This is a genomic window from Phascolarctobacterium faecium DSM 14760, assembly GCF_003269275.1.
Lineage (GTDB): Bacteria > Bacillota > Negativicutes > Acidaminococcales > Acidaminococcaceae > Phascolarctobacterium > Phascolarctobacterium faecium.
Map to the genome: position 1 here is coordinate 65,527 of NZ_QLTS01000005.1, position 23,936 is coordinate 89,462.

Sequence of the window (23,936 nt, forward strand, 5' to 3'; positions counted from 1 at the left end):
AACCGCTTATTTACTTAACAGCTCATTTACCGCTGCCAAATCTTCCGGAGTATCTACTCCAATACCTTGAAAATCACTTTCCAGTACTTTTATCTTATATCCGTTTTCCAAAACTCTCAACTGCTCCAAACTTTCTGTTTTTTCCAATTCAGTAGGTGCCAAAGCAGCGTATTGCAAAAGGAAATCACGTCTATAAGCATAAATACCAACATGCTTATAGACCTTATAGTGTTCAGTTTTATTACGGGGATATGGCATTAGGCTGCGCGAAAAATAAAGGGCATAACCATTATTGTCGGTAACAACTTTAACTGCCGCCGGATTATTATAATCTTCTTCCCGCATCAATACTTTCATCGTAGCCATTTTTAAATCAGATTCAGCTTCGAAAGCTTTTGCCAGCCGGTCAATAATCTCCGGCGGTATCATGGGTTCATCGCCCTGTACATTGACAATAACATCTACATCGGGAAAATTAAGAGCGACCTCTGCTAACCTGTCAGTACCACTGGGATGATCCGGAGATGTCATGATCGCTCTACCACCAAAACCATGAACCGTTTCAAAAACTTTCTCATTATCCGTGGCCACAATAACATCATCAGGCAGTTTGGCCTCACAGGCTTTCATATAGACATGTTGTATCATAGGCTTTCCTGCAATAAGTGCCAAAGGCTTGCCCGGAAGTCGTGTAGAAGCGTAACGTGCAGGTATCACACACAAAACTTTCATTACTCGTTCGTCTCCTTCTGAATGGCGTTCAGAATTGTTTTCTCAAATACTTCACGTCCTTCAGTAATTTTTATATCCATATTTAAAATATACAACGGCATTTCTCTATTAAAATAAATGAATTCCGTTGGTATTTTAACAGCGTCCTTACCAGTTGTTACCATAGCTACAACTTCTTTGCTGATGGCTCTTTCACTGATATACTGCATTTCCAGCATTCCGTAATCATGATGGTCAGGATATCGTATAGCTTCAATTATATCAATGCCGATGCAGGCCAGAGTCTGCTCAAACGATGAAGGATTGCCGATCGCAGAAAAGACCATAACTTTTTTACCCTGCAGCTCAGAAAGATCTTTCGCATTTTCATGTATGCCTTTATACCAGTCAGCAATTTCCACAAAATTTTTTGGAAGATGGATACTCTCAATAATAGGAGCATCTCCGTTGTACTTATCCAAAGTATCGCGTAATTCCTGACGGCTGAACTGAGAACTTTGATCTGTTTTAGTCAGCAGGAACAAGCCCGCCCTGTCCAAATGACTCAACGGTTCGCGCAAGGTCCCGCGCGGCAGAAGACAGCCATTGCCGAACATATTAAATGTATCAACTAAAACTACGTCCAGATCACGATATAAGTGCCAATGCTGATAACCATCGTCCATGATGATAACCTCAGCATTCATTTTATCCACAGCAAACTGACCTGTTAAGGCTCTGTTTTTACCAATAATTACCGGCACACCCGGTAAGGTTTTCGCCATTAAATAAGCTTCATCACCGGCCTCATAGGCAGTCATAAAAATCTTCTTACCATCACTGACAACGCCCATCTCCTGATCCCAGTGCGAACGATAACCACGATTCAGGATCACGACACGATAACCCATATTTTTAATAATAACAGCAACTTTTTGCGCGGTAGGAGTTTTTCCTGTACCACCAACAGTAATATTCCCTATAGAAATGACACAGCAATCTAATTTTTTCTGTTTCAATAATCCGGATTTATAAAAGTCTAATTTACAGCAAACACCAAATTCATATACATAGGAAAACATCCTTAAAATCCCCAATAAAATCCAACCAAAAAATGGGGTGTTAGGACCATGTGCCAGCTGGTATAAATATTGAATCACCGCATCTCCATGGCGCAGACGCCCGCCGCCTTCATCATGCAGATTTCTGATATTTGTAGGATAGGATGCTTCAACCTTACTGTCAACAGTCGTTAATGTCAGCAGATCCTGCAGATATTCAATACTGCGTACAGCAGCACCGCGATTTTCTTTAATAACCTGCAATGATGCTGCTCCCATTTGCAAACGTCGTTCATCGTTTCCAACAATATCTAAAACTTCTTTAGTAAGCTCTGCACTGTTATTAATCATCTTGCAGGCACCGACCTTACTCAATAAAGCATATGAATCTTTAAAATTCTGCATATTTGGCCCAACTAAAATCGGTTTGGCATGCGCCGCCGGTTCCAGCACGTTATGTCCGCCATGTTTTATCAAAGAACCACCAACAAACACCACATCACCAACAGAATAAATACGACCTAATTCACCAATAGTATCTATCAGTAAAACAGGATATTTAGACCGAGCACCTTTGATTTCCAGGAGTTTTGATCTAAATCCGCTTTCCCAATGATACTGTTTCGCCAGTTTACTGATTTCATCAGCACGTCCCGGTTTGCGAGGTGCGATAACCAAACGGGCCTCAGGATAGCTTTTAATAATTTCATTAAACACATCAAATAAAACTTTTTCTTCAGTAGGATGTGTAGACCCTGCCACAATTACAGGATAAGCATTTTCAATTCCTAATTCTTTTTTATAGTTTTCCAGGTCCTCTGGTGTCACTTCCGCATAAGTCTGATCAAACTTTGTATTACCTGTAACATAAATCTTTTTGGGATCTGCGCCTAAATGACTGATATAATCAGCGTCAATACTTGACTGCATGCAGAATCTGCTGACTGTATTCAGCATATCATCCCAAATGCCATATAAATAACGATACGTTTTTACTGATTTCTCTGAAATACGGCCATTAACCATCATTACAGGAATATTTCTTTCACGAATAGCCCGCAAAAAATTAGGCCACAACTCAGTTTCTACCGGCATGAATATCCTCGGCTGAATACGTTTAACAAAAGATTCAGAAACAAACGGCATATCCAAAGGAAAATAGATAATAGCATCAGCTTCCTGAATTATCTGTTTAGCCATATTATAACCGCCTACAGTTACAGCAGAGACCAGTATTGGAGAATCAGGATATGCTTTGCGTATTTCTTTAACTAATGGACTTGTCGCAACAATTTCACCGACAGAAGCGCCATGAATCCAAATACAGTCCTTCTGAGCCACAGAAGCAATTTCTTCATCACGCAGCCCGCCCAGACTTTGCCGCATTCTGGTAGTAAAACCTGCTTCACAGATACAACGATAAAGAAAGTAAGGCAGTACGAACAAACAGCACACGCACAAAACCAAAAAATTATAAATAATATACATTCTTTAACCTCACTTCGCTTCTTTGTTGCGATACTGAATTTTATATAAATGTGCGTACAGCCCATCTAAGGCCAAAAGCTCATCGTGTGTTCCTGATTCGACTAAATTACCTTTTTCCAGCACTAAAATTTTATCTGCGTTTTTAACTGTTGATAACCTATGTGCTATAACAAAAGAAGTCCTGCCTACCATCAATCTGTCCAGTGCTTCCTGCACCACTCTTTCACTTTCTGTATCAAGAGCCGAAGTCGCTTCGTCTAAAATCAGAATCCGTGGATTTTTCAATATTGCCCGGGCAATAGCTATACGCTGCCGCTGCCCGCCGGAAAGATTAACCCCTCGGTCACCAAGCTTAGTTTCATAACCATCAGTAAGCTGCATGATAAAATCATGTGCGTTGGCCGCTTTAGCAGCGGCTTCAATCTCTTCTTTAGTCGCATCCAGACGTCCATAAAGAATATTATTATAAACAGAACCATTAAAGAGCATTGTTTCCTGCGGAACAATACCCACCTGTTCACGCAGAGAATCTAACGTAACCTCTCTGACACTGTGACCATCAATTTTGATATCACCCTTGTTTACATCATAAAAACGCGGCAGTAAATTAGCAATTGTGGATTTTCCTGCACCGGACGGACCAACGATTGCTATTACCTCACCCGGTTTTACACTGAAAGAAAGATCCGTAATTACATTGCCTTTATCATCATAGGCAAAAGAAACATTTTGAAATTCCACTTTACCACTGACTTCCGGCAATTGCTTAGCATCCCTGCTTTCTGCTATTTCTTCCGGCATGTCGATAATCATAAATACACGCTGTGCTGCAGCCAGCGCCTTCTGGATATTACCAATAACTCTGGTTAAACGTTTAATCGGATTAGAAATATTTACGGCATAGGTCAAAAAAGCGACCAGAGAGCCAGCAGTAATCGTGCCATTAATAACATTATTACCGCCGTACCAGATAATCATCGTCACGCCAATTGCTGCAACAAGTTCTACAACAGGAGTCAAGGTTGCCATCAATTGCGCATTTTTCATATTAGCACGGAAATTTGCTCTATTTTCTACGTCAAAACGATCAACCTCGTAATCTTCCCTGACAAATGATTTGATAACTCTGGCAGAAGCCACAGACTCCTGCAGAACCGAAGTAATATCCGCAGTACATTCCTGGATTCTGCCGCCGGTTTTGCGAATTTTTTTCCCAAAAAATTCCATAAACCATAAGACCACCGGGAAAGTGCAGACTGTAAAAAGCGTAAGACGCCAATCCAGATAGATCATCGCTACTACAGAACCAATCAAAATAAAACCTTCTGTAATCATCTCAATGGTATTCTCAACCATAGCTGATTGCAGCGCATTGACATCATTAGTAACATAACTCATGATCGTACCCGTTTTGTTCTTGTCATAAAAAGATACGCTGAGACGCTGTAATTTTTTAAAAACAGCTGCCCGAATATCAATAATTACGCTCTGCCCAACGTAGCTCATCAAATAATTCTGACCATACCAGAACAAACCGCGTACGACGAAAATAGCTATAATGCTGGCAGCAATCCAATTCAGCATTGTGCCATTCTTATCAGCCAAAACTTCATCAATCATATCTTTGATAATCCAGGGAATATATAAATTCCCCGCTGCTGCCATAATAGTACAAAACATAGCAAAAATCAGTCTGTGCATATATGGTTTTATATAACTCAAAATTCGTAAATATAATGTCATTGTTTCTCCTCAGCAATACGCAGAACCAATTCTGCAACTCTATGTACAGCACCGGGCTCTCCCAGACGCTCACTGACATAAGCCAGATCTTTTTTCATCTGCGTGTTCCGCTCCGGCTCCAAAAGTGCCAGAGCCTCCTGCTGCAAACGTTCCGGAGTGAATTCTTCCTGCAGCAATTCAGGTAAAATACGTTTGCCTGCAACAATATTTGGCAAGCCGATGTTAGGTATATTGATAACTCTGCGTGCAATAAAAGCGGTAATAGGCGAGGTTTTATAAACGATAACTGACCCCAATCCGCACAGCGCCGCCTCTAAAGTCACTGTTCCGCTTGTAGCCAGTGCCAGATCAGCACTGAACATCACATCGTAGTTGTCACCTTCTATTATTTTGACCGGTACTCCTGCAGCTTTTACCATATCTTCCAGCATTTTCAGAGGAATTGTTTTGGCCCGCGGCATAGTAAAATCTGTATCGGGACGTTTTTTTAAAATTAATTTTGCGGCCTGTAACATCGTTGGCAGCATTTTTTGTATTTCCATCAACCGGCTTCCCGGAAGTAATAAAATCAAATCCCTGTCAGCATTCTTTCCTGCTTTTTTCCAGGCAGCTTCTTTGCTAAGATGCGGTTTCACTATATCCACCAAAGGATGTCCAACAAATTCGGTGTCAGCCCCCGCATTTTTATAAACTTCATATTCAAACGGGAAAATGGCAGCAACTTTATTGACAATCTGAGCAACGCTCTTCGCACGGCTTTTATGCCAGGCCCAAGCAGAAGGACTGATGTAAGAAACTACAGGAATGCCTTTTGCTTTTGCAAGTTTTGCCAAACGCATATTAAACCCCGGATAATCAACAACCACCAGACAGTCCGGTTTTCTTTCTTCCATTACTTTGGCAAAAGCTTTTTTCAATTTAAACAACGCTGGTAATTTGCAAACAATCTCCGCAAACCCCATTACCCCATGTTCTTTAATATCAAATAACACTTCGCCGCCAGCTTCACGCAGGCAATCACCGCCCATACCGAAAACTTCAGTATCAGGAGCAATATTTTTTAATTCTCTTGTCACCGCAGCAGCATGAATATCTCCCGAAGCTTCTCCGGCAGAAATCAATATTCTAGCCATAAACGCTCCCTTCCAGCTATCAAAACACTTTAAAAAGTTTTCTAGTTCTTATTTTATTACACAACAATTCATTTTATATTATAACACAAAAACAGACTGAACGTATCGCTCAGCCTGCATAATTAGCAATTATTTTTCATTTATCTTGCTACAATAGTAATATTGTGAGCATCTGCCAAAGCCAGAGTTTTTTCTTTTTCTACAAGCAGCGTTCTGCCGGCCTCAATTACCAAGCCGGTCGCTCCGGCTGCTATCATTGATTCCATGGTCTTTGTGCCAATGCTTGGCATATCAAACCTGTTATCCTGCGCCGGTTTTGCCGTTTTTGCGACAATAACACCTTTGCCAAGTGTTCCCCCTCGTAAAATGCAGGCATCAGTTCCTTCAATAGCTTCAACGGCCATTAAAGCACGATCTTTTACCACCACCGTCTGCCCAATATCCAAACGACCAATTTCTTTCGCCATTGCAAAGCCAAAATCCATATCAGCCACTTCCGCTTCTGTTGGCATTCTTTGGGTCAAAACGCCAGGCGGCGGCAATAACGGCTGAATCAAAAGTGTCTGATCCATCACTTTGATGCCTTCACCTTCCAGCTCCTTGACAATAGCGTTCATGATGGTATCATCTTTACGGTCAGGTACGGAAGCCAGTATTTTTATTGCCCTAAGGTCAGGAACAACAGCTCCTGCTTTATATAAAAGCTCTTTTGTAACTTTTCCTATCATTGTCACTGTTTTTACATCATTTTTCTTCAGAGTACTGATGATCTTACCAATTTTCCCTATATGAATGTCATAATAAGCATCAACAGCCTCTGCTAACTCCGGATCTATATCAGGGACAACTCCAACAGCTATAACTCTATAACCCATAGACTTGGCTGATAAAGCTACATCCACCGGCAAACGGCCGATTCCCGACAATAAGCCTATAGTCTCCACCAGGTCACCACCTTAATCTCTGCGGGTACGAATAATACCACGTTCTACATTACGCAAAAAGCGCATCAAATGCTCAACAGGCTCGCTGCTGTCAAGCTCCTGCTCCATTGTAGCAACAGCCTCCTGTAATGGCAATCCGGATCTGTATAAAATCCGAAAAGCTTTTTTCAGCTGACTGCGTATTTCCTGAGCCATACCGGCTCTGGCCAATCCAACACTGTTCAAACCCGATACAAAGGCCGGATCACCTGCAACGATCATAAAAGGAGGCACATCCTGAGCAACACGTGCCATACCGCCAATCATAGCATTACGGCCGATCTTGCAAAACTGATGCACTGCTGATAATCCGCCGATAACAGCCCTGTCTTCAACAATAACATGTCCGGCAAGTGTTGCAACATTGGACATAATAACATTATTACCAACAATGCAATTATGTGCGACATGCGTATAAGCCATCATCAGTATATTATTACCAATAATAGTTTTATTTCCTTCACCAGTAGCTCTGTTGACGGTAGTACATTCACGAAAAACACAGCCATCACCGATAACCGTCGATGTTTTCTCGTCTTCAAATTTTAAATCCTGCGGATCAGCACCTATAGAACAACCCGGGAAAAATTTACAATTTTTACCAACTGTAGTATATTTATGAATCACCGCATGGGCTCCTATTTTACAATTGTCGCCGATGACTACTTCTTCATCGATTACAGCATAAGGGCCTATTTCAACATTTTTTCCTAAAACAGCATTGGGATGGATGATTGCTGTTTCATGGATTTTAGGCATAGGAATAACAACCGAACTCATTTCCTTCACTCCTCAATTTTAATCAAACAATTAAACAGCTTTATACTATATTATCTATATTCTGCCAAAGCTTTTACTTTTTCGCACGCTGAATTCGGTTGTTTTAACTGATTACGTACAAAAAACTTCCTATTTCATCATTTTACTGCAAATTTTAACGTTTTTTCATTTATTAAGATTTTTTTGGATCCATAATCGCAAAAGTACAATCACACTCACAGGCCACCTGACCATCAACCTTGCCTTCACAATGAATAACGCCCATATTTCCACGTATCTTTACAACTTCAGTTGTAGTAATAACCTGATCCCCCGGTACTACCTGACGACGAAAACGTACGTTATCGATCTTACCAAAGACCGCAATTTTGCCACGGTTTTCTTCCGGATACAGCATTGCCACGCCGCCGACTTGAGCCATTGCCTCAATTAAGAGCACACCAGGCATAATCGGTTCACCAGGGAAATGACCTAAGAACTGCAATTCGTTCATGGTAATATTTTTGACACCGACAGCCCTTTTCATCGGTTCCAACTCTAAAATGCGATCTACCAAAAGCATTGGGTAACGATGCGGAATAATTTTTTGAATTTCAATAGCGTCTAAAGTAATCATCATTTCTCCTCCTTGATCCTATAGGCTTGAATTTGCTTTGCTAAACAAGAATTAAATGCATGTCCTGACTTCACAGCAATTATATGCCCACGAAGATGCCCTAATAAATATAAATCTCCAATCACATCTAAAATTTTATGTCTGATCAGTTCATTATCAAATCTTGTCTCTGATAAAATTTTATCATCATCAAAAATAACAACATTTTCAATACTGCCGCCAAGCCCCAGCCCCATCTGCTGCATTTGCTTAATTTCACTCATAAAGCCAACAGTTCTGGCAGCAGCGATCTCCTGCAGGAACTTTTCTTCTGTCAGCTCGATATCAAAATACTGTGTCCCTAAAGCAGGATGCGCGTTAACAGATACAAAAGAAATCCTGTAACCATCATACGGTTGAATCGTGATATATTTATCATCTTCATAAACAGAAAAAGCCCTGTCAACAGCATATATCTTTCTTGGCTCCGACTGCCTTATTCTGCCCGCCTGTAAAATCAGCTCACAAAATACAGCAGCACTGCCGTCAGTTACTGGAGGTTCCGGCGCAGACATCTCAATGCGGCAATTATCAATGCCCATCATTGAAAATGCCGCCATTAAATGTTCAACTGTAAATACCTCGGTCCCATTTTCACTGACAGTAGTAGCTTTAACCGTAGAACTTACATTCTCCGCTAAAGCCTGTATTTCAGGATGCCCCGAGAGATCTGTACGTACAAAAACAATACCCGTATTCTCTTTTCCCGGCAATAATTTCATTGCAACTTCTTTTCCTGAGTGCAACCCTATGCCAGAATAAGCAATAGGAGCTGCCAATGTTTGCTGCATTATTTCTTTCAAAATTCCCTCCTGCCTTTCCCCGGTTATTTCCTGACTGCAAATCTCTCACGCCCGTCTTTCCAGCGGTCATGTACCCAAAACCACATCTCCGGATGACTGATGATCTCGTGCTCCAAAATTACAACCAGCTCCTGAGTCACATCATAAAAATCCTTTTCCCTATCCTTGCTCTTAGGCGTATAAAGCGGCGGATATATTTTAACCGTACAACCGCCCTCTTCACTATTATGAATAAAACATGGTAAAACAGGAGATCCATAAATTCGCGATAAGGCAGCAGCACCTAAAGGAATGATACTGTCTTTTCCAAAAAGTTTTAAATCAACACCGTCGTCATTAGTATCCTGATCATATAGAACGCCAAGCAGTTTTTTCTCCTTCAGTATTCTGCTGATAGCAAGCAAACCATGTTCGCCACGATTATAGGCAACCTTTTGTCCCACCATTTCACGATATTCATTAATGAAGCGATCCATATATTTATTATTTTGTTTTCTCGTTATAGAAAGCATAGGATAGCCATGCAAAGCAATCGTTGCCCCTAAAAGCTCCCAGTTGCCAAAATGACCTGTTGCAATAATGACACCTTTATTCTGTTTATAGGCTTCTTCCAAATATTCCAGGCCTTCAACATTAACAAGCTTAGTTATATTATCTTTATTTAACAAAGGGAAGCGCATTACTTCTACTACCATTCTACCAAATCTGCGCAAACTTTTCTCTGCTATCTGCTGAGCTCTTGCCTTATCTACGCCAAGACACTCCTGTATATTGGCTGCAGCCATTTGCATCCGCCATTTTGGAGTAGCAACAACCGCAATTCCGCCTAATATCGCAGCTGTTAAATTACGTAAACATTTAGGAGCCACGCACATAATCCAGCTGAAAAACTTAACCACATAATAAGCAAGCACTGCTTTTGCACCGCCTTGTTTCTTATTTTTCCAATTTAGCTACAGTTTCTTCCAGTACTTTAACCTTTTTCAGTAAATCGCCGATTTTTCTGAGATTCGCTTCCTGTTTAAGCCATTCCTTATGCGGACGTGCCGGAAATCCTGCATAAAACGAATTAGAAGGTACATTATTGGTAATACCTGTTTTTCCGCCAAAAACACAATTGTCACCAATTGTGATATGCCCAACTGTACCAACCTGTCCTGCAAACGTAACATTATCACCAACAGTCACGCTGCCGCTGATCCCCACATGGGCTACAACCAGACAATTTTTCCCTAAAACATCATTATGACCTAAATGCACAAGATTGTCTATTTTTGTTCCCGCACCAACAATAGTACTGCCTGCAGTAGCTCTGTCAATACAGGTATTATTTCCTATTTCAACTTCATCCTCTAAAACCACATTGCCAGCCTGCAGTACACTGCTGTGTCTGCCAGTCTTTTTATCTGTAATATAGCCAAAACCATCGCCGCCGATAACGCATCCTGACTGCAATACAACATTATTGCCTATAACACAATTTTCTCTTATTGTAACCTGAGGATAAAAGGTACAAGCTTTTCCTATTTTAACATGCTTTCCAACATAAACATGCGGATAAATTACACTGTCATCACCAATTTCAGCATCTTCCTCAATTACAGCAAACGGCTGTATAGCAACATTTTTACCAATTTTAGCACTTGCGGCAACAAAAGCCAAAGGACTTACGACACGTTCAACATCCTCCCTGGCCCGAAAAAGCTCCAACAAGGCCGCAAAAGCTGCACGCGGATCTTTGACTCTGATTACAGGTCTATCAAGCTTGGGATCTTCCGGTGCTAAAACCATTACCCCAGCTTTACTGAGATGACAGTGTTCCACATGAGGCGGCACAGCAAAAGAAATATCCTGCGGTCCAGCCTCAACTAACCCGTTTACGCCTGTAACAATCAACTTTTGATCTTCATTTTCAAGTGTCCCCTGCAAATATTCTGCCAATTCCCTCAAAGTCTTTTCCATAACTCTGCCTCCCGCTGTTTTAAAAAGGCGGGCAGATCAACCGCCCGCCACATTTATTTCATTTTTTCAATTACCGAATCAGTTACATCCACACCACCCTGAGGGACAGCATCTTTAATCAACACAGCTCCTAAGCCTTTTTCTTTAGCAACTGCATTTAACGCAGAATCCAGGCTTGCTTTTAATTTATTTTGCGCTTCTGATTGTACCAACTGCATTTCAGCCGTTTTATCTTCAACAATTTTTTTCTGTTCTTCCTGAGATTTGCCCTCCATCTCTTTAGTCATTTCTTCCTGCAATGCCTTTCCTTTGGTAGCAACCTCTTCTTTCACCGTTTTTACTATTTCGGCTTTGCTTTCAACAGCTTTCATATCAACCACACCAAATTCAGCATTACGCCCACTGCATCCAAAAGATACCATTGCAACTGCCACCATTAAGCCTGCCACTACTTGTTTTTTCATAATCTATCGCTCCTGTTATTTCATATTCTGCAAAGCCTTCACAACATCATCAGTAATGTCATCCGCTTTGATATTAACTTTAACACTATGAAAGACGATTGTATACTGCCGCTCGTGAGCAAGTTTTATCACATTGCTTTCAATATCGTTACGAATACCTGCTCTAAGCTTTTCATTACTTTCCTGCAGTTTATCAGCCTGCTTATCGATGGCAGCCATTGCCTTAGTCAAAGCTTCCGGAACCTTCGCCAAATCAGACTGGTCTTTTGATAATACCCCAGACATATCTCCCTGCATTTCCTGCTGCAGCTGCTCCGCATGCTGTTTTAATCTGGCCTGCGTTTCAACCACCAAAGGCTCCATTTTAGCACCAATAATTTTATTTTTTGCTGCTAAAATCTGCTGTCTTTGCTGTTCCCGTTCAGACTGAACCTGGTTTAATTCATTTTGAACAACCTCACGTTCTGCAGGACGCATTTTTATAGCTTCCAGCCGCAATCTAAAATTTAAAATTTTTAGCTGGTACGCATCCTCCAGTTCCTTTTCCTGTTCGGCTAAAGCAGCATCAGCTTCTTTTACTGCTGCATCATAAGCATCTAAAAGTTTTTTCCGTTCTTTTGCTTCAGCAGCATACATTTGTGTCTGAAACCCGGCATCCATAAAATTAGCTTTACTGTTTTGTTTCAGCTGCTGCAGTCTGGTTAAACCAGCAATCTGAGTTTTGGCTATTTCTGCCTGCTCCTCACGATAACGCAGTAATTTCTGCAATTCAGCTTCACCCTGTTTAAGAACAGTCTGTTTAGGATGAGCACTGAATGCCTTATCCCAATCAATAACGGCAATTTTATCCTTGCCGCCCGGATCATGACCACAGGCAGCAGTAAGTAATACGACTATCAAAATTATCGGCGTTAACCAGCGCATACTTTACCTCCTGCAGTTAAACAGAAACAAGGCCCTTTTGTAAAAAGGGCCTTGTCCGACATTATTTACCGCTTTGCAAAGCCTTGGATACCTCATCAGTAATATCGAGACCGCCGTATACAACGGTATTTTTGTCAACAACTACGGACAAACCTTTTTTATCAGCAACTTTTTTGATTGTTGTTTCAATCTTTTTCAAAACAGGATCCATTAATTCCTTTTCTTTATTGGATAACCGTTCCTGCAACTGCTGATAATAACGCTGTTTTTCAGTATCATTCATGGTTTTACTTTTTTCATCAAAATCCTTCTGGGCATTATCGATTTCCTGCTTCATACTTGTCTGTACATTCTGCAGATCAGGCACTTGAGAAAGCAGCATCTGATAATTAACAACGCCAATAGCCGATTCACTGGAAGCAGCTGATGCCACGCTGTTAACACCACTTTGGGTAAGTGTTAAAGCAAAACAGCCTAAAACAAAGATAGCTGCTACGAACAAAGATATCATTTTCACATTTTTTGGATCACGTAATTTTTGCATCATAATAAAAATCCCTGCTTTCAGTTGTAATTATACTAAATAATTATATCAGTCAAAATCTTTTCTTTCAACCTTTATCACAAATTTCCAACAATCCTGAAGTATGGTTTATCATTTGAATAAACATATTCCGCGCTCAGGAATTCGTGTATCCGGTATCTGACTCCAATTTCAGTAGTATCGCTGCCAGAAAAATATTCTGCCCGCAAACGCCATTTCGGCGTTATATCCTGTTCCAGGCGATAGACATTTTCTCCCAGCGGACTACGTCGCATATAACTGACTGTCGTTTTTCCGTGATGCAACGCATAACCGGCGGAAAAATCCCAGTCGACATCATCCAAAGTCACTCCGACCTCTCCGAAAATCTCATCCCGTTTTGATATGTATTTGCCAAAATGAGCGCGTCCGGAAATATTGTTCTCATTGCGCCCTATGTCACCGTAGCCTTCAAACCAGATTTTATATTCATCTGATTCCAGACGAATCCTTACCCCTGAATTAACTCCCGGCGTCAAAACTACGCTTGGACGCAGATTATGTCTTTTTACTTCAGGCTCTGCACTGAGTTCTGCCAGCAGTGATCTTTCCAGCTCTTCTTTATGCCTGCTGACATATATTACCGGCAGTCCCCTTAACTCCTGTGTTTTCTGTGCATAACGCTGTTTAATATTTAACAGCAGCAAATTGGGTATAGACTGAGAAACCATCTCATAATCAATACTTTGCACCAGCTGCCCTACAGGATAGACAACTACCTGTATAACGGTTCGCCTGTCTTCACGCACCACATCTACAGCAGCTCTGAATTCAGGCAGTTCAGCTTCAACCTTTTCCCTTACTAACCGGCGTAATACTCCACCGGCCCAGTCGGACGCATCTGCAGAAGAACCCTGCAAAACATCCTCCAGCTGTTTTTGTAATTCCGGCAGTTTCGACTGCAATAAAGCAGCCGTATTTTCTTCGACTCCCGAAAACTGTAAATCAACAAAAACATCATTTATCACTTCATTCCAGGGTGAAACCACCATTGTAACCTGCGTTTGTGTCCCCAGCTGCAACATTACCTGCTCCATCTGATATCCATTCAGGACTCTGTCCCCAACTTCTCCCAGAAGTCTTGTATATTCACTGCGCACAGGTTCTACTTTTTCTGTGTCCTTATCAAGCAGCAGCTGTTCAGCAACAGTCTGCATACTTGCCGACATCCGCTCTAAAAGAACCTTACTGGTAGAACCTCTGTCCAGGACATTAACGCTTACACTTTCAATAATGGCAGCATTTGCTGCCCGTGGCAGCAAACAAGCCAATAAAACTACAGCTAAAATTCTTACAATCTTCACGGCATACTACCGCCTGTTTTAGAATTGACCGCCGAAGCTGAAATGGAAACGTCCGCCCTGATCACCATAACCATAATCAAGCTTTACCGGTCCAAGAGGTGAGTTGATCCTTAAACCAACACCATAACTATATTTCAGCTCGCCCAAATCAAATGCTGTTTCACGGTCTTTGTCCCAGGCATAACCGCTGTCTACAAACAAAACACCCTGCACTTTTTTCACGATCGGCATTCTATATTCAACAGTGCCTTTCAGCATGCTGTTGCCTTTGAACTGGTCATCTTTATAACCGCGCAACGTCTCGCTGCCGCCCATTGAAAATCTCTGGCTAAGCGGCATATTGCCGCTGGCATAACCAGCTCCAAGCTGTACGGCAATGACATTTTCTGCGCCCTGACGATAGTAATAACGATAATCAACAGAGTATTTCGTAAAGTCAAAATCGCCGCCTAAACCAGCATATTCGATCGTATAGGCATTTCTTTTGCCTTCATGCGGATCATAAATATTATCGCGTGAATCATACACTCTGGCGACACCGATACTGCGGGTCAGGCCAAAATTCTTCTTACGTCTATATTCACCGTCATATTTAGGACCATCATATCTAGAGTCATAATCGCTGTTATTTCCCCAAGAATCCTCATAATACTGCGTGCTGTAACCATCAACAGCACCTTTGTAAATGTCGTCACGATTCTTCAACGTCAGATAATTGCTGACATATTCATTATTAGTCTTACGGCTGAACGTCAATTCCTGCCCGCGACGTTTTTTGTCATAACGGGCAATTTCGTCGGCGTTACGGTCATAGTCTGCATATTCGTTGGTAACGTCGTACAAAGTAATTGTTGCGCTTGTTTCTTTACTGTCGATCCAAGGTTTTGTATAAGAGAACTCATAGTTCTTATTATCCGCACCGCCGAATTCCCAGCGAATATTAACTTTATCACCGGTACCACGGAAATTTTTATCACCGACTGATACCATACCGATAAATCCGTCCGCATCACTGTAGCCGGCACCGATACCAAAAGTACCGGTATTCATTTCTACAACGGAAATCTCAATCTCTACAGCATTAGGCTGCTGACCGGGGTTCAATTTGATATTAACATCTTCAAAATAGCCTAGATTATAAATACGCTGCATACTGCGGCGGGCATCTTTGGCATTAAAAGGTTCGCCTTTTTTCAGTTTCATTTCACGGATAATAACATAATCTTTAGTTTTAGTATTGCCCTTAATTTTAAAGTCTTCAACAATACCTTCATTTACGACCAACAGCAGGGTTCCGTCAGGCTGCATTCTGATATCCGCAACACGTGCTAAAATGTAACCCTCTTTATTGTATTCAGCTTCCAAACGCTGTACTTTTGCGTTTACTTCTCTGATATTGATCAGCTGATTTTTGGGAAGATCCAGTAAGCTTTCAATTTTTTCTGTAGAAATCTTTGTATTTCCTTCTACTGCCAGCTGCTGATAAATAGGATTTTCCATAACATGATAGGTAACCTGCACACCTTCCGGAACCTGCTTAAATTCAGGCTGCAGATCATAGAACCATCCCATATTATAAATAGCGTATAAATCCTTACCTAAACCTTCAGACGTCAAAGTCATACCAGGTTTAGTTTTTAAAACATTAATAATCTCTTCAGTTGGAGTCACATTATTACCGCTGACCATAATTTTAGTCACCAGCTGACCAAAATACGGTGCCGCAGCCTTTTCTATTTCTGCGGGAGGACGCATTGGCGGCTCTTCTTCACGGACTGCTGTAGTATTTGTCTGCGGGGCATTGGCAACAGCTTCCTGAGCAGACTTCGCCGCATCTTCTCTGGCAGCCTCTTTTTCAGCTTCCTGTCTGCTTACAGGACGTTTGGCCTCTTCCTGCTGTTCAGCATCACCAGCTTCAGCCGGCTGTTCTTCAGTAGTGCCTTTATAGCGAGGATCGGAAATATCTTCAGATGGCTTATTATGCATATAATAAACTGTCTTTTTCCCCTTTTTACTCAGTCCGCCTTTATCTTTTCCTTTGCCTTTTTGTGCTTTCTGTGCTTTTTCAAGAGCAGCTTTGGTAACAATCTGCTCTTTCCCACCGATAGTCATGGTTTGGTTTTCAACGACATCGGCCGCACTGTTTTCCTGCGCCCAAACAGGAGTCGTCAGCAAAAGCGCTGCCAGGCTCAAAGATAAGGACCGCAACATATTTTTTCTTCTCATCCAAAAATCCTCCCTAAACTAGTTAGCATCCCGTAAAGTTCTGCGCGCTTCACGCACAAGCTGCCGCATATCTGCAGTAGGCAACTCCACACTACGCTGCTGTTCTTTTACTTGCTCTTTCGGATACTCTGACGGTATCACTACCGTTTTCTGTTCTTGTTCTGGTTTATCTGTAAAAGTCGGCACCATTTTATTGGGAGCCGCCTCTGTTTGAGGCAAATTTTTCTGCAGCTCAGTTGAAGCCATAACTGCAGCGGGATTTTGCAACTTCACCCCAGGTTCTTCTACTGTTCCAGCATATAACCAGCCACCATAGCCAGCTAATACTACGATAGCCGCAGCAAGCAAAGCTAAACGCTGTCTGGTCCAAACAGAAACCCAGCCGCGTTTTTCCCGCAAATGCTTAATTTCCGCTTCAGCCAGCATCAAATCCAATTCACCGCGCATGCCGTTGTTTTCACGGAAACTTTTTTCAGCATTTTCTAAGCTGCTCTTAACATTGCGAATATGTTCACAAATGGATTTCGCCACCGTAAAAACCCCCTTCCGCGATTTTAAAATAATAAAAGATATATATATAATCACTAATATAAAAATTTTTTCACATAGCGAATTTTCTTAATATATGCCATATATAACGATTAAAGCTTATATAAGCAATTCTTGTTTTAAATAACGCCTGTTTTCTTTTATTAGCTTTTATTTAATTCGTTCATCAATCGTGAAAGCATACCTCTAACTCTGCGTACACCTTGTTTCTGCAGCCGATAAATGTGCCCCAGGCTCACATCGATTGATGCCGCTAAATCTCCAGCGCTTTTATCTTCCAGATAAATACCTGTCAAAACCTGCTGTTCTTTTTGCGGGAGCCTTTCCATCGCCTGAGTTATCTTATCATTTAAAAAATGCCGCTCTGCCAACTCAAATGGAGTAGCTTCATTTGATACCAAACATTCAGACCAGGCAAGGCCTGCTGAATTTACTCCATCCAAAGACAACATCTGGCTGCCATATTCAGCCTGCAGAAAATCAAGCATTCTTCCTCGGATACGGTGGGAAGCAAAAATGCTGAAAGCAACACCGCGTGTATAATCAAATTTTTCAGCCGCTTCCAATAAACCTACCGTACCTTCCTGAATCAATTCCAGGGTCTGTGTTTCAGTAAGTCGGAAGGCCATTGCTATTTTAAAAACCAATGGCTGATAAGCAGTAATTATTTTCCTGTACGCGCTTTGATCACCATCAGCGCAGGCACGCCATAAATCAAGTTCTTCTTCCCGTTCCAGCAAATTGATTTTTTGTAACTCCGTTAAATATTGCTGCAGCATCTGCTTCCCTCCTTTCATTTCATTTAAAAGGTTAGCCGATATTCCAGGCCATACCAATTCTCATTATTTTCATTTAAAGAATAATTTATATTCAAATGTTTACTGATCTCATACTGACCGAATACACTATGGTGCTCATTATCCATACTGGTAGTATAACCAACCATAAAGTTATCCGTCAAATATTTACTGAATAAAACATTATATTGGTTACGTTCATCAGGTGTGAACTCACGGTTACGACGTGTATCCATTTCGATACCAGACCGCAGTTTTCCTGAATAAACCCTGAATTCATCAAGCCCCAGAGCCTCTTTAAAAATTTGTTCAACGTCACCAAATACCGCCATTTCCAAACCGGCAGTCATTAAATTCTGTAAATCATCGCTGTCGACACCTTCACTGCTGGTAGCTTCACGCTGCAGAGTCAGCATCCGCACGATCTGATCTTTGGTCAGCGGCGGCGAGGAATTGAGCTGTAGGTCCATTTCTTCAAGCGGTCCAGAAATGCGCATTCCAATATCATAACGCTGGAACTTTGCTGTAGCCTCAAGATTCACCGTAGGCAGAACGCTTCCAGGTATAGGCCAGGCAGCAGAAGCAGAGCGAACTTTAAATTGTGTGCGCAAATAACTGATCGAACCTCGATCAGCACTGATCGTACCACTTATATTAGTATACAATGTACTGCCCTGGATATTCAATCCTCCGGCAAGCCATAAGTCATATAAATATTTATTATACAAATGGATTTTCGGTCCAAGCGTTATCTGTACATCAAGACCAATATTACTTTCGCCTTCGCCAAACTCCGGTATTGTCGGCATATTGACGAGCACGTCATCAAAGCGCACTTCACCTTTAAGCAGCGGCCGATAACTAAAGCGAGGACCTTTTCCAGGAGGAGGTGCGCTTCCTGCTTCTGGTCTCACAATGAACCTCTGCGGCGTTACTGTCAGATTGCCATTGATACGTCCTGTAAAAATATCAGAAGCTATTTCTGCGTTATCAGCAACCAGGTCAAGCTGATAAGCCTCACGTTCATTGGAGCGCAGCGCATAAGTACCGCTGCCTTTAAATGAACCCTTGCCAAGCTTGGCTGAAATATCTTTAAGCGCAACTTTATTGCCTTCAAACTCTATATCTGTATGAATATTTTCAATAACAGTCTGTACATGTTTAAATTTCAAAGACCCATCAGGAATTTTTACAGCACCGTAAACCAAAGGTTCCTCAAGCGTACCTGCCAGTTTAACCTGCCCCTGCGTTTCACCTACGCCCCATTCCACCATTGGCGAAATGACCTGCAAAATACCCAGTCGTGCATTGTCCAGATTAAGCTGTACATTCATCTGCGCGTTAGGATCGCGCCGCTGTTCTTTTGATCTGAATAAATCCAGCGGTACATCACCATAGGCACTGGCCTTATAAATATCTTTATTTAACATCGCCTGCTCTATTTTCAGATTATCATTCGCAAGCGAAAGCATCGCTGTAAAGTCATCGAAGCCAATGCCGGCCACACTGCCGTTTTTCACTTCCACAGAACCGTTTCCTTCAGGATCCTTTAAGGTTCCATGCAGCTGTACGAACATATTTAGATCACCGGTAACTTCAACAGGATCTGACATAAACGCTGTTACCAACGCAGGATTAGCATCTACAGCACCGGCCTCAAGTTCCAGCTTCCCATTAGCCAGATCAACCTTACCGCCGACAGCAACGATTCCCTTATCTGTAACGTCCTTTGTTTCCATCAGTTTGACATCATCAAAATACCAGACTTTATCCTGCAAATGACCTTTAAACTTCATTTCTTCATATTTAAGATCATTAATAGAAATATCATCCACCCAGACATCAACAAAAATACCTGATCCCGGACCATGCGGATTAATTGCAATTTCGCCCTGAGCCAAACCATCTACATTATAATCAGCTTTAGCCATTTTAAGTATAGACCTGACATTACCATATATAGCCACTATATTGCCCTGCAGCAATTTTTGCTCATGGTTATAATCAAGTTCTGCAGAAAGCACACCTTTAGGAGCCTGCTTAAATGATCCCAGCAAATGATTCTTTATTCCGCCGTCACTATCCAATTTGCATTGGATATCCGTCAATTCTTCGCCGTTAATCATAATAGATTTACTGCTGACGTCACCATGGAAAAATGGTTTCGACAAAGTGCCAGTCAAGGTACCATGTGCATTTGCATATCCGTCTAAATCAACAGTATCGTCATTAATCGGTAAAGCACTGAGATCAATGTCTCTTATATCAACTTTAAAATCAAGATTTTTTTCTGCATCCATTCGGCCATTAAGCTTGGCCTCTGTTGATAATGCAACAATATCACAGTCACTGATTACTAAATTATTGGCCTGATAACTGTAGTCGGTTTCAATCTTATCTATAAGATAACCTTCAGCACTGCCGTCGGTCAGCAAAAACTTACCGCTGATATCCGGCATCGTTAAAGTCCCTTTTACAAACATTATATTATTAACGTTACCAGTAAGCTTCACTTCCGGTGCTACAACCTTGATGAAAGGTTCGGCTCTTACTCCTGCTGTCTCAACATCCAAATCAAAAACAGGCTCTTCACCCTGGAGATTGATGCTGCCGTTTAAAACACTTTCACCTTGGGCCATTGTCACCTTGTAATTTTTCAGGACAACAATGTTATCCTGCATACTCAGTCCACCATGAGCTTCTTCAATTTCCAGTCCAGCTATATTGACCTGCTTCAGTTGAGTAACACCTGTAAAATCAACCGCATCCTCAGTTCCTGAAACATCAAATTGCACTGCTGCCAGACCGCTGCCCTGCTGGCCCATAAAATCAAGAACAGGTGCAATTGGGAAATCTGTTACGGATCCCTGCAGTTTAAATTCACCTGCACTGGAAACTGTTCCTTGAGCTAACAATGCTCCTGTTTCTGTAAACGCCGAAAAATTATTAATTTTAAGGCCATTTTGGTCAGCATCAATGTCAAAATCAACTTTTTGCAGCGGCAAATCACGCCAACCTAAACGCACCGTATCTGCGGCCAGGTTGACTTCAAACTTATCATCTTTGATTATGCCTTTCATCGCCATGCTGCCATCTACAGTAAAAACATCGTATGGTCTGTCATGCAACGGCGCAGTTTTGACATTCTCTACGTCAAGTGCTGCCACTACACTTCCGCTTCCAAGATCATATTCTGCCAGAAAATCAACTCTGCCTCCGCCAAATTCAGCACGTGCAGTATTTATCTGTGCCTTGTTATCAATTATTCTAAAAGGTACAGAAAGTTTTCGAACTTCTTCATTTTTTATTTTCAGTAAGTCGGAAGTCAGTAACCCGCGCCCCTGAATGTTATCCTTGTCCTTAAAATCAAGATCCCCATTAAGCTGTGCCGTCTGTCCATCTACAGTCAGTAAAAGTTTGTCTGATTTAACGGCTTTGTCATTAAAAGCAACCTTTCCGTCAATACCTACAGGAAATTCCTCATCTCCGTAAACAGCAACGCCTGTCAGTTTTTCCAAAACAACGGTGCCCGACATAGCGATATCTTCACCACTATTAGTCCACAAAAGATTAACATCCGCAACAGCACCCTGGAAATTTTTAACTTTTCCAAACTCTTCTGCTAAAGGGGCAAAAGCAGTTAAAGCAAAATGGTCGCTCTTTACTGTTAAACTGCCTACAGCCTTCATGTCAATCAGGCCCTTGAGTTCCAAAGCGTCTTCATCATGTAACAGTTTCGCATCAATAGCAAATTTCGGATTACCCCCACCGTCAACAGAACCATTCAAACCAAAATCCCATTCCCCATATGGAGTTTTGGTTACAATATGTCCATTTGCAATATCTAAGATTCCATAGAACGGTGTCTCATCAGAATCTGACGGTTTCAAAAAATCCTGCACGTTCCATTGCTCTGTTTTATTCAGTGTTAAATAAATAGTCGGCTTTTCCAAAGAAACTCTGTCTAAAGCTTTATTTGTATTAAAAAGAGCATGCCAAGGCGAGATATGCAGCTTAACATTTGGCAAATCAGCAATCAACTGCTGCTTCTTGTCCTTCACCTGCACATCAAATACGGACAATTCTAAGGCACCATTCCATTCTACACGGGCAATATCAATAGAACCAGTAATATAATCCTTAGCTAAATTCGACACCAAAGGCGGAATCTGAGCCAAATATCCCGGCACAATAAATTTTATGATACTGTAATATACTATGCCGACTATTGCCGCAATTCCCAGCAACCAACGAAATAGTTTATTCATGTTCTGCCTCCGCAGTAAAAGTCATAATACAACTTATTTTACTTCGACAAAAAACAAAAACCTCCTTCATTTTAATTATAAAATAAAAAATCCCGCCTGAGCGGGATTTTTATAATTATTCTGCTGCAGTTTCTGTAGACATAGTCGGCAGATTTGTTGTATTCGCAGCCGCAGTAACAGCTACAGGTACACCCATCGAAGTTTCCAATGCAATTTTCGAAGTATTGTAATCATACAAAGCATTGACAAAATTCGTTTTTGCCTCGGTCAGTGCAACCTGCGCGTCAATAACGTCCAGGTTAGTACCTACACCGGCCATATAACGAACCTGCGCAATATGGAAATCTTCTTCAGCCTTAGCGACCGCTACCTGTGTAGTAGAGATACGTTTCTCAGCTTCACGCAGTCCCAGATAATTGCTGCGCACTTCCAGTTCCACAGAATTTACTGTATCACGATAAGTTTCTTCTGCCTGCAGCAGTTTTTCTTCCGCCGCATGTACTTTAGACAAGGTAACGCCAGAGTCAAAAATATTCATTGTCGCCCCAATGCCTACGGACCAGTTCTCTTTGTCATCACCAGGCCAGTTACTACCACTACCGCCCCAAGATTCAGTTGCAGATGCAGTAACTTTCGGCAAAAAGCCGCTTTTAGCCACTTTGACAGCACCTTTAGCCGCGTCTACAGCTAAACGGCTTTGCTCCAGCTCCGCACGGTTCATTGAAGCGTAATCAAGGCAATACTGCATATCATTCTCGTATGGAGTATACTGCAGACTGTCTTTAAGTTTTAAGGTCGTATCTAAGGAAGTTCCAATAATCTTGTTCAACGAGGCTTCAGCTACATCGTAATTGTTGGTAGCCTGGATCAGCTGCTGCTGTGCATTAGCCAAAGAAACCTCACTGCGCAGTACATCTACCTTGGCTACAACGCCTACATCATATTGCGCCTGTACATTTTTCAGATGCTCTTCCAGCTGATTAACAGAATCCTGATAGAGGTTTTCCATATTGCCAGCCTGCAGCAGGCTGAAATAGCCGTCTGTAGCCGTCTTTTTCATTTCGATGTAAGCCTTGGTTTCACCCAAAGCATAGCTTTTGTAATTAGCCTTAGCCTGATCTATCGTTCCTGATAATTGTCCACCAGTATAAATGGGAATCGAAGCGGTAATAGAATTACTGTGAGAATTACCAAGATTTTTGCTATAACTGCTAGTAGCTGTATTCCACTGTGGATCTGCATATCCACCACGTCCAGATCTATGTTCCGCATCAATACTGATACCACGTCCGGCACGTGCTGCATTAAGTTCCGCTCTGGAACCTTTCTTTTCAGATACAGCGATCTTAATCGCCGGATTTGTTGTCAAAGCTCTTTGTACAGCATCGTCTAAATCAAGCTCCAAGGTTTCGGCAAAAACCGACTGACTGCATAATAAACTTACTGCAGCCGTAAGCACCAGCACCTTTCGGCTCTTTTTATAATTGAACATTATTTTCGTA

The 23,936-nt window shown here is 41.6% G+C and carries 19 protein-coding genes; all 19 read right to left on the minus strand.

Going from position 1 to position 23,936, the window contains the following annotated elements; genetic code table 11:
* Positions 1-6 precede the first annotated feature (6 nt).
* The 19 genes from kdsB to C8D73_RS07125 all read right to left on the minus strand — a co-directional run bounded on the left by kdsB (position 7) and on the right by C8D73_RS07125 (position 23,926).
* A complete protein-coding gene (kdsB, locus tag C8D73_RS07035; protein WP_021718208.1) occupies positions 7-732 on the minus strand; it encodes a 3-deoxy-manno-octulosonate cytidylyltransferase in 726 nt (241 codons plus the stop codon).
* On the minus strand, positions 732-3,260 hold the full coding sequence (lpxK, locus tag C8D73_RS07040) for a tetraacyldisaccharide 4'-kinase (protein WP_113077746.1): 2,529 nt from the start codon (positions 3,258-3,260) through the stop codon (positions 732-734). Before lpxK ends, kdsB begins: the two co-directional genes overlap by 1 nt.
* 9 nt (positions 3,261-3,269) lie before the next feature.
* A complete protein-coding gene (gene msbA / locus C8D73_RS07045; RefSeq protein ID WP_021718206.1) occupies positions 3,270-5,003 on the minus strand; it encodes a lipid A export permease/ATP-binding protein MsbA in 1,734 nt (577 codons plus the stop codon).
* A complete protein-coding gene (gene lpxB, locus C8D73_RS07050; RefSeq protein ID WP_021718205.1) occupies positions 5,000-6,136 on the minus strand; it encodes a lipid-A-disaccharide synthase in 1,137 nt (378 codons plus the stop codon). The genes msbA and lpxB overlap by 4 nt, the downstream gene beginning before the upstream one ends.
* Before the next feature lie 140 nt (positions 6,137-6,276).
* Positions 6,277-7,080, minus strand: coding sequence for an LpxI family protein (locus tag C8D73_RS07055; RefSeq protein WP_113077747.1), 804 nt, complete (start codon positions 7,078-7,080; stop codon positions 6,277-6,279).
* A 12-nt stretch (positions 7,081-7,092) separates the two neighbouring features.
* Positions 7,093-7,899, minus strand: a complete 807-nt coding sequence (lpxA, locus tag C8D73_RS07060) for an acyl-ACP--UDP-N-acetylglucosamine O-acyltransferase (RefSeq protein WP_113077748.1) — start codon at positions 7,897-7,899, stop codon at positions 7,093-7,095.
* A gap of 172 nt (positions 7,900-8,071) precedes the next feature.
* Positions 8,072-8,515, minus strand: a complete 444-nt coding sequence (fabZ, locus tag C8D73_RS07065) for a 3-hydroxyacyl-ACP dehydratase FabZ (protein ID WP_021718202.1) — start codon at positions 8,513-8,515, stop codon at positions 8,072-8,074.
* Entirely contained in the window at positions 8,515-9,345 is an 831-nt protein-coding gene (gene lpxC, locus C8D73_RS07070) for a UDP-3-O-acyl-N-acetylglucosamine deacetylase (RefSeq protein ID WP_046430281.1), read from the minus strand. The genes fabZ and lpxC overlap by 1 nt, the downstream gene beginning before the upstream one ends.
* Before the next feature lie 35 nt (positions 9,346-9,380).
* The gene (locus tag C8D73_RS07075) at positions 9,381-10,271 is read right to left on the minus strand and encodes a lysophospholipid acyltransferase family protein (RefSeq protein ID WP_021718200.1); all 891 of its coding nucleotides are present in this window, start codon (positions 10,269-10,271) and stop codon (positions 9,381-9,383) included.
* Between the two features lie 22 nt (positions 10,272-10,293).
* Positions 10,294-11,319, minus strand: a complete 1,026-nt coding sequence (gene lpxD / locus C8D73_RS07080; RefSeq protein WP_113077749.1) for a UDP-3-O-(3-hydroxymyristoyl)glucosamine N-acyltransferase — start codon at positions 11,317-11,319, stop codon at positions 10,294-10,296.
* A gap of 53 nt (positions 11,320-11,372) precedes the next feature.
* Complete coding sequence (locus tag C8D73_RS07085; RefSeq protein WP_113077750.1) at positions 11,373-11,783, minus strand: OmpH/Skp family outer membrane protein; 411 nt, start codon at positions 11,781-11,783, stop codon at positions 11,373-11,375.
* Positions 11,784-11,798: 15 nt separating this feature from the next.
* Entirely contained in the window at positions 11,799-12,707 is a 909-nt protein-coding gene (locus C8D73_RS07090; RefSeq protein WP_113077751.1) for a hypothetical protein, read from the minus strand.
* Positions 12,708-12,768: 61 nt separating this feature from the next.
* On the minus strand, positions 12,769-13,254 hold the full coding sequence (locus C8D73_RS07095) for an OmpH/Skp family outer membrane protein (protein ID WP_021718196.1): 486 nt from the start codon (positions 13,252-13,254) through the stop codon (positions 12,769-12,771).
* 74 nt (positions 13,255-13,328) lie between these two features.
* Positions 13,329-14,594, minus strand: coding sequence for a hypothetical protein (locus C8D73_RS07100; RefSeq protein ID WP_113077752.1), 1,266 nt, complete (start codon positions 14,592-14,594; stop codon positions 13,329-13,331).
* 18 nt (positions 14,595-14,612) lie between these two features.
* On the minus strand, positions 14,613-16,820 hold the full coding sequence (locus C8D73_RS07105) for a BamA/OMP85 family outer membrane protein (protein WP_021718194.1): 2,208 nt from the start codon (positions 16,818-16,820) through the stop codon (positions 14,613-14,615).
* A gap of 18 nt (positions 16,821-16,838) precedes the next feature.
* Positions 16,839-17,351 carry a hypothetical protein gene (locus C8D73_RS07110; RefSeq protein ID WP_113077753.1) on the minus strand — a complete coding sequence of 171 codons (513 nt, stop codon included), beginning with the start codon at positions 17,349-17,351 and terminating at the stop codon, positions 16,839-16,841.
* Between the two features lie 161 nt (positions 17,352-17,512).
* Positions 17,513-18,148: a sigma-70 family RNA polymerase sigma factor gene (locus tag C8D73_RS07115; protein ID WP_113077754.1), complete on the minus strand. Its 636-nt coding sequence runs from the start codon at positions 18,146-18,148 to the stop codon at positions 17,513-17,515.
* Positions 18,149-18,171: 23 nt separating this feature from the next.
* Complete coding sequence (locus tag C8D73_RS07120; protein WP_113077755.1) at positions 18,172-22,434, minus strand: translocation/assembly module TamB domain-containing protein; 4,263 nt, start codon at positions 22,432-22,434, stop codon at positions 18,172-18,174.
* A gap of 115 nt (positions 22,435-22,549) precedes the next feature.
* Positions 22,550-23,926 (minus strand): TolC family protein, encoded by a 1,377-nt coding sequence (locus C8D73_RS07125; protein ID WP_113077756.1) that lies wholly within the window; start codon positions 23,924-23,926, stop codon positions 22,550-22,552.
* Positions 23,927-23,936 lie beyond the last annotated feature (10 nt).

Excerpts from the sequence above, each read along its gene's own strand:
- kdsB (WP_021718208.1), bottom strand. The coding sequence starts at position 732 with ATGAAAGTTTTGTGTGTGATACCTGCACGTTACGCTTCTACACGACTT.
- lpxK (WP_113077746.1), bottom strand. The coding sequence starts at position 3,260 with ATGTATATTATTTATAATTTTTTGGTTTTGTGCGTGTGCTGTTTGTTC.
- msbA (WP_021718206.1), bottom strand. The coding sequence starts at position 5,003 with ATGACATTATATTTACGAATTTTGAGTTATATAAAACCATATATGCAC.
- lpxB (WP_021718205.1), bottom strand. The coding sequence starts at position 6,136 with ATGGCTAGAATATTGATTTCTGCCGGAGAAGCTTCGGGAGATATTCAT.
- lpxA (WP_113077748.1), bottom strand. The coding sequence starts at position 7,899 with ATGAGTTCGGTTGTTATTCCTATGCCTAAAATCCATGAAACAGCAATC.
- fabZ (WP_021718202.1), bottom strand. The coding sequence starts at position 8,515 with ATGATTACTTTAGACGCTATTGAAATTCAAAAAATTATTCCGCATCGT.
- lpxC (WP_046430281.1), bottom strand. The coding sequence starts at position 9,345 with ATGCAGCAAACATTGGCAGCTCCTATTGCTTATTCTGGCATAGGGTTG.
- lpxD (WP_113077749.1), bottom strand. The coding sequence starts at position 11,319 with ATGGAAAAGACTTTGAGGGAATTGGCAGAATATTTGCAGGGGACACTT.
- C8D73_RS07085 (WP_113077750.1), bottom strand. The coding sequence starts at position 11,783 with ATGAAAAAACAAGTAGTGGCAGGCTTAATGGTGGCAGTTGCAATGGTA.
- C8D73_RS07090 (WP_113077751.1), bottom strand. The coding sequence starts at position 12,707 with ATGCGCTGGTTAACGCCGATAATTTTGATAGTCGTATTACTTACTGCT.
- C8D73_RS07095 (WP_021718196.1), bottom strand. The coding sequence starts at position 13,254 with ATGATGCAAAAATTACGTGATCCAAAAAATGTGAAAATGATATCTTTG.
- C8D73_RS07105 (WP_021718194.1), bottom strand. The coding sequence starts at position 16,820 with ATGAGAAGAAAAAATATGTTGCGGTCCTTATCTTTGAGCCTGGCAGCG.
- C8D73_RS07115 (WP_113077754.1), bottom strand. The coding sequence starts at position 18,148 with ATGCTGCAGCAATATTTAACGGAGTTACAAAAAATCAATTTGCTGGAA.
- C8D73_RS07120 (WP_113077755.1), bottom strand. The coding sequence starts at position 22,434 with ATGAATAAACTATTTCGTTGGTTGCTGGGAATTGCGGCAATAGTCGGC.
- C8D73_RS07125 (WP_113077756.1), bottom strand. The coding sequence starts at position 23,926 with ATGTTCAATTATAAAAAGAGCCGAAAGGTGCTGGTGCTTACGGCTGCA.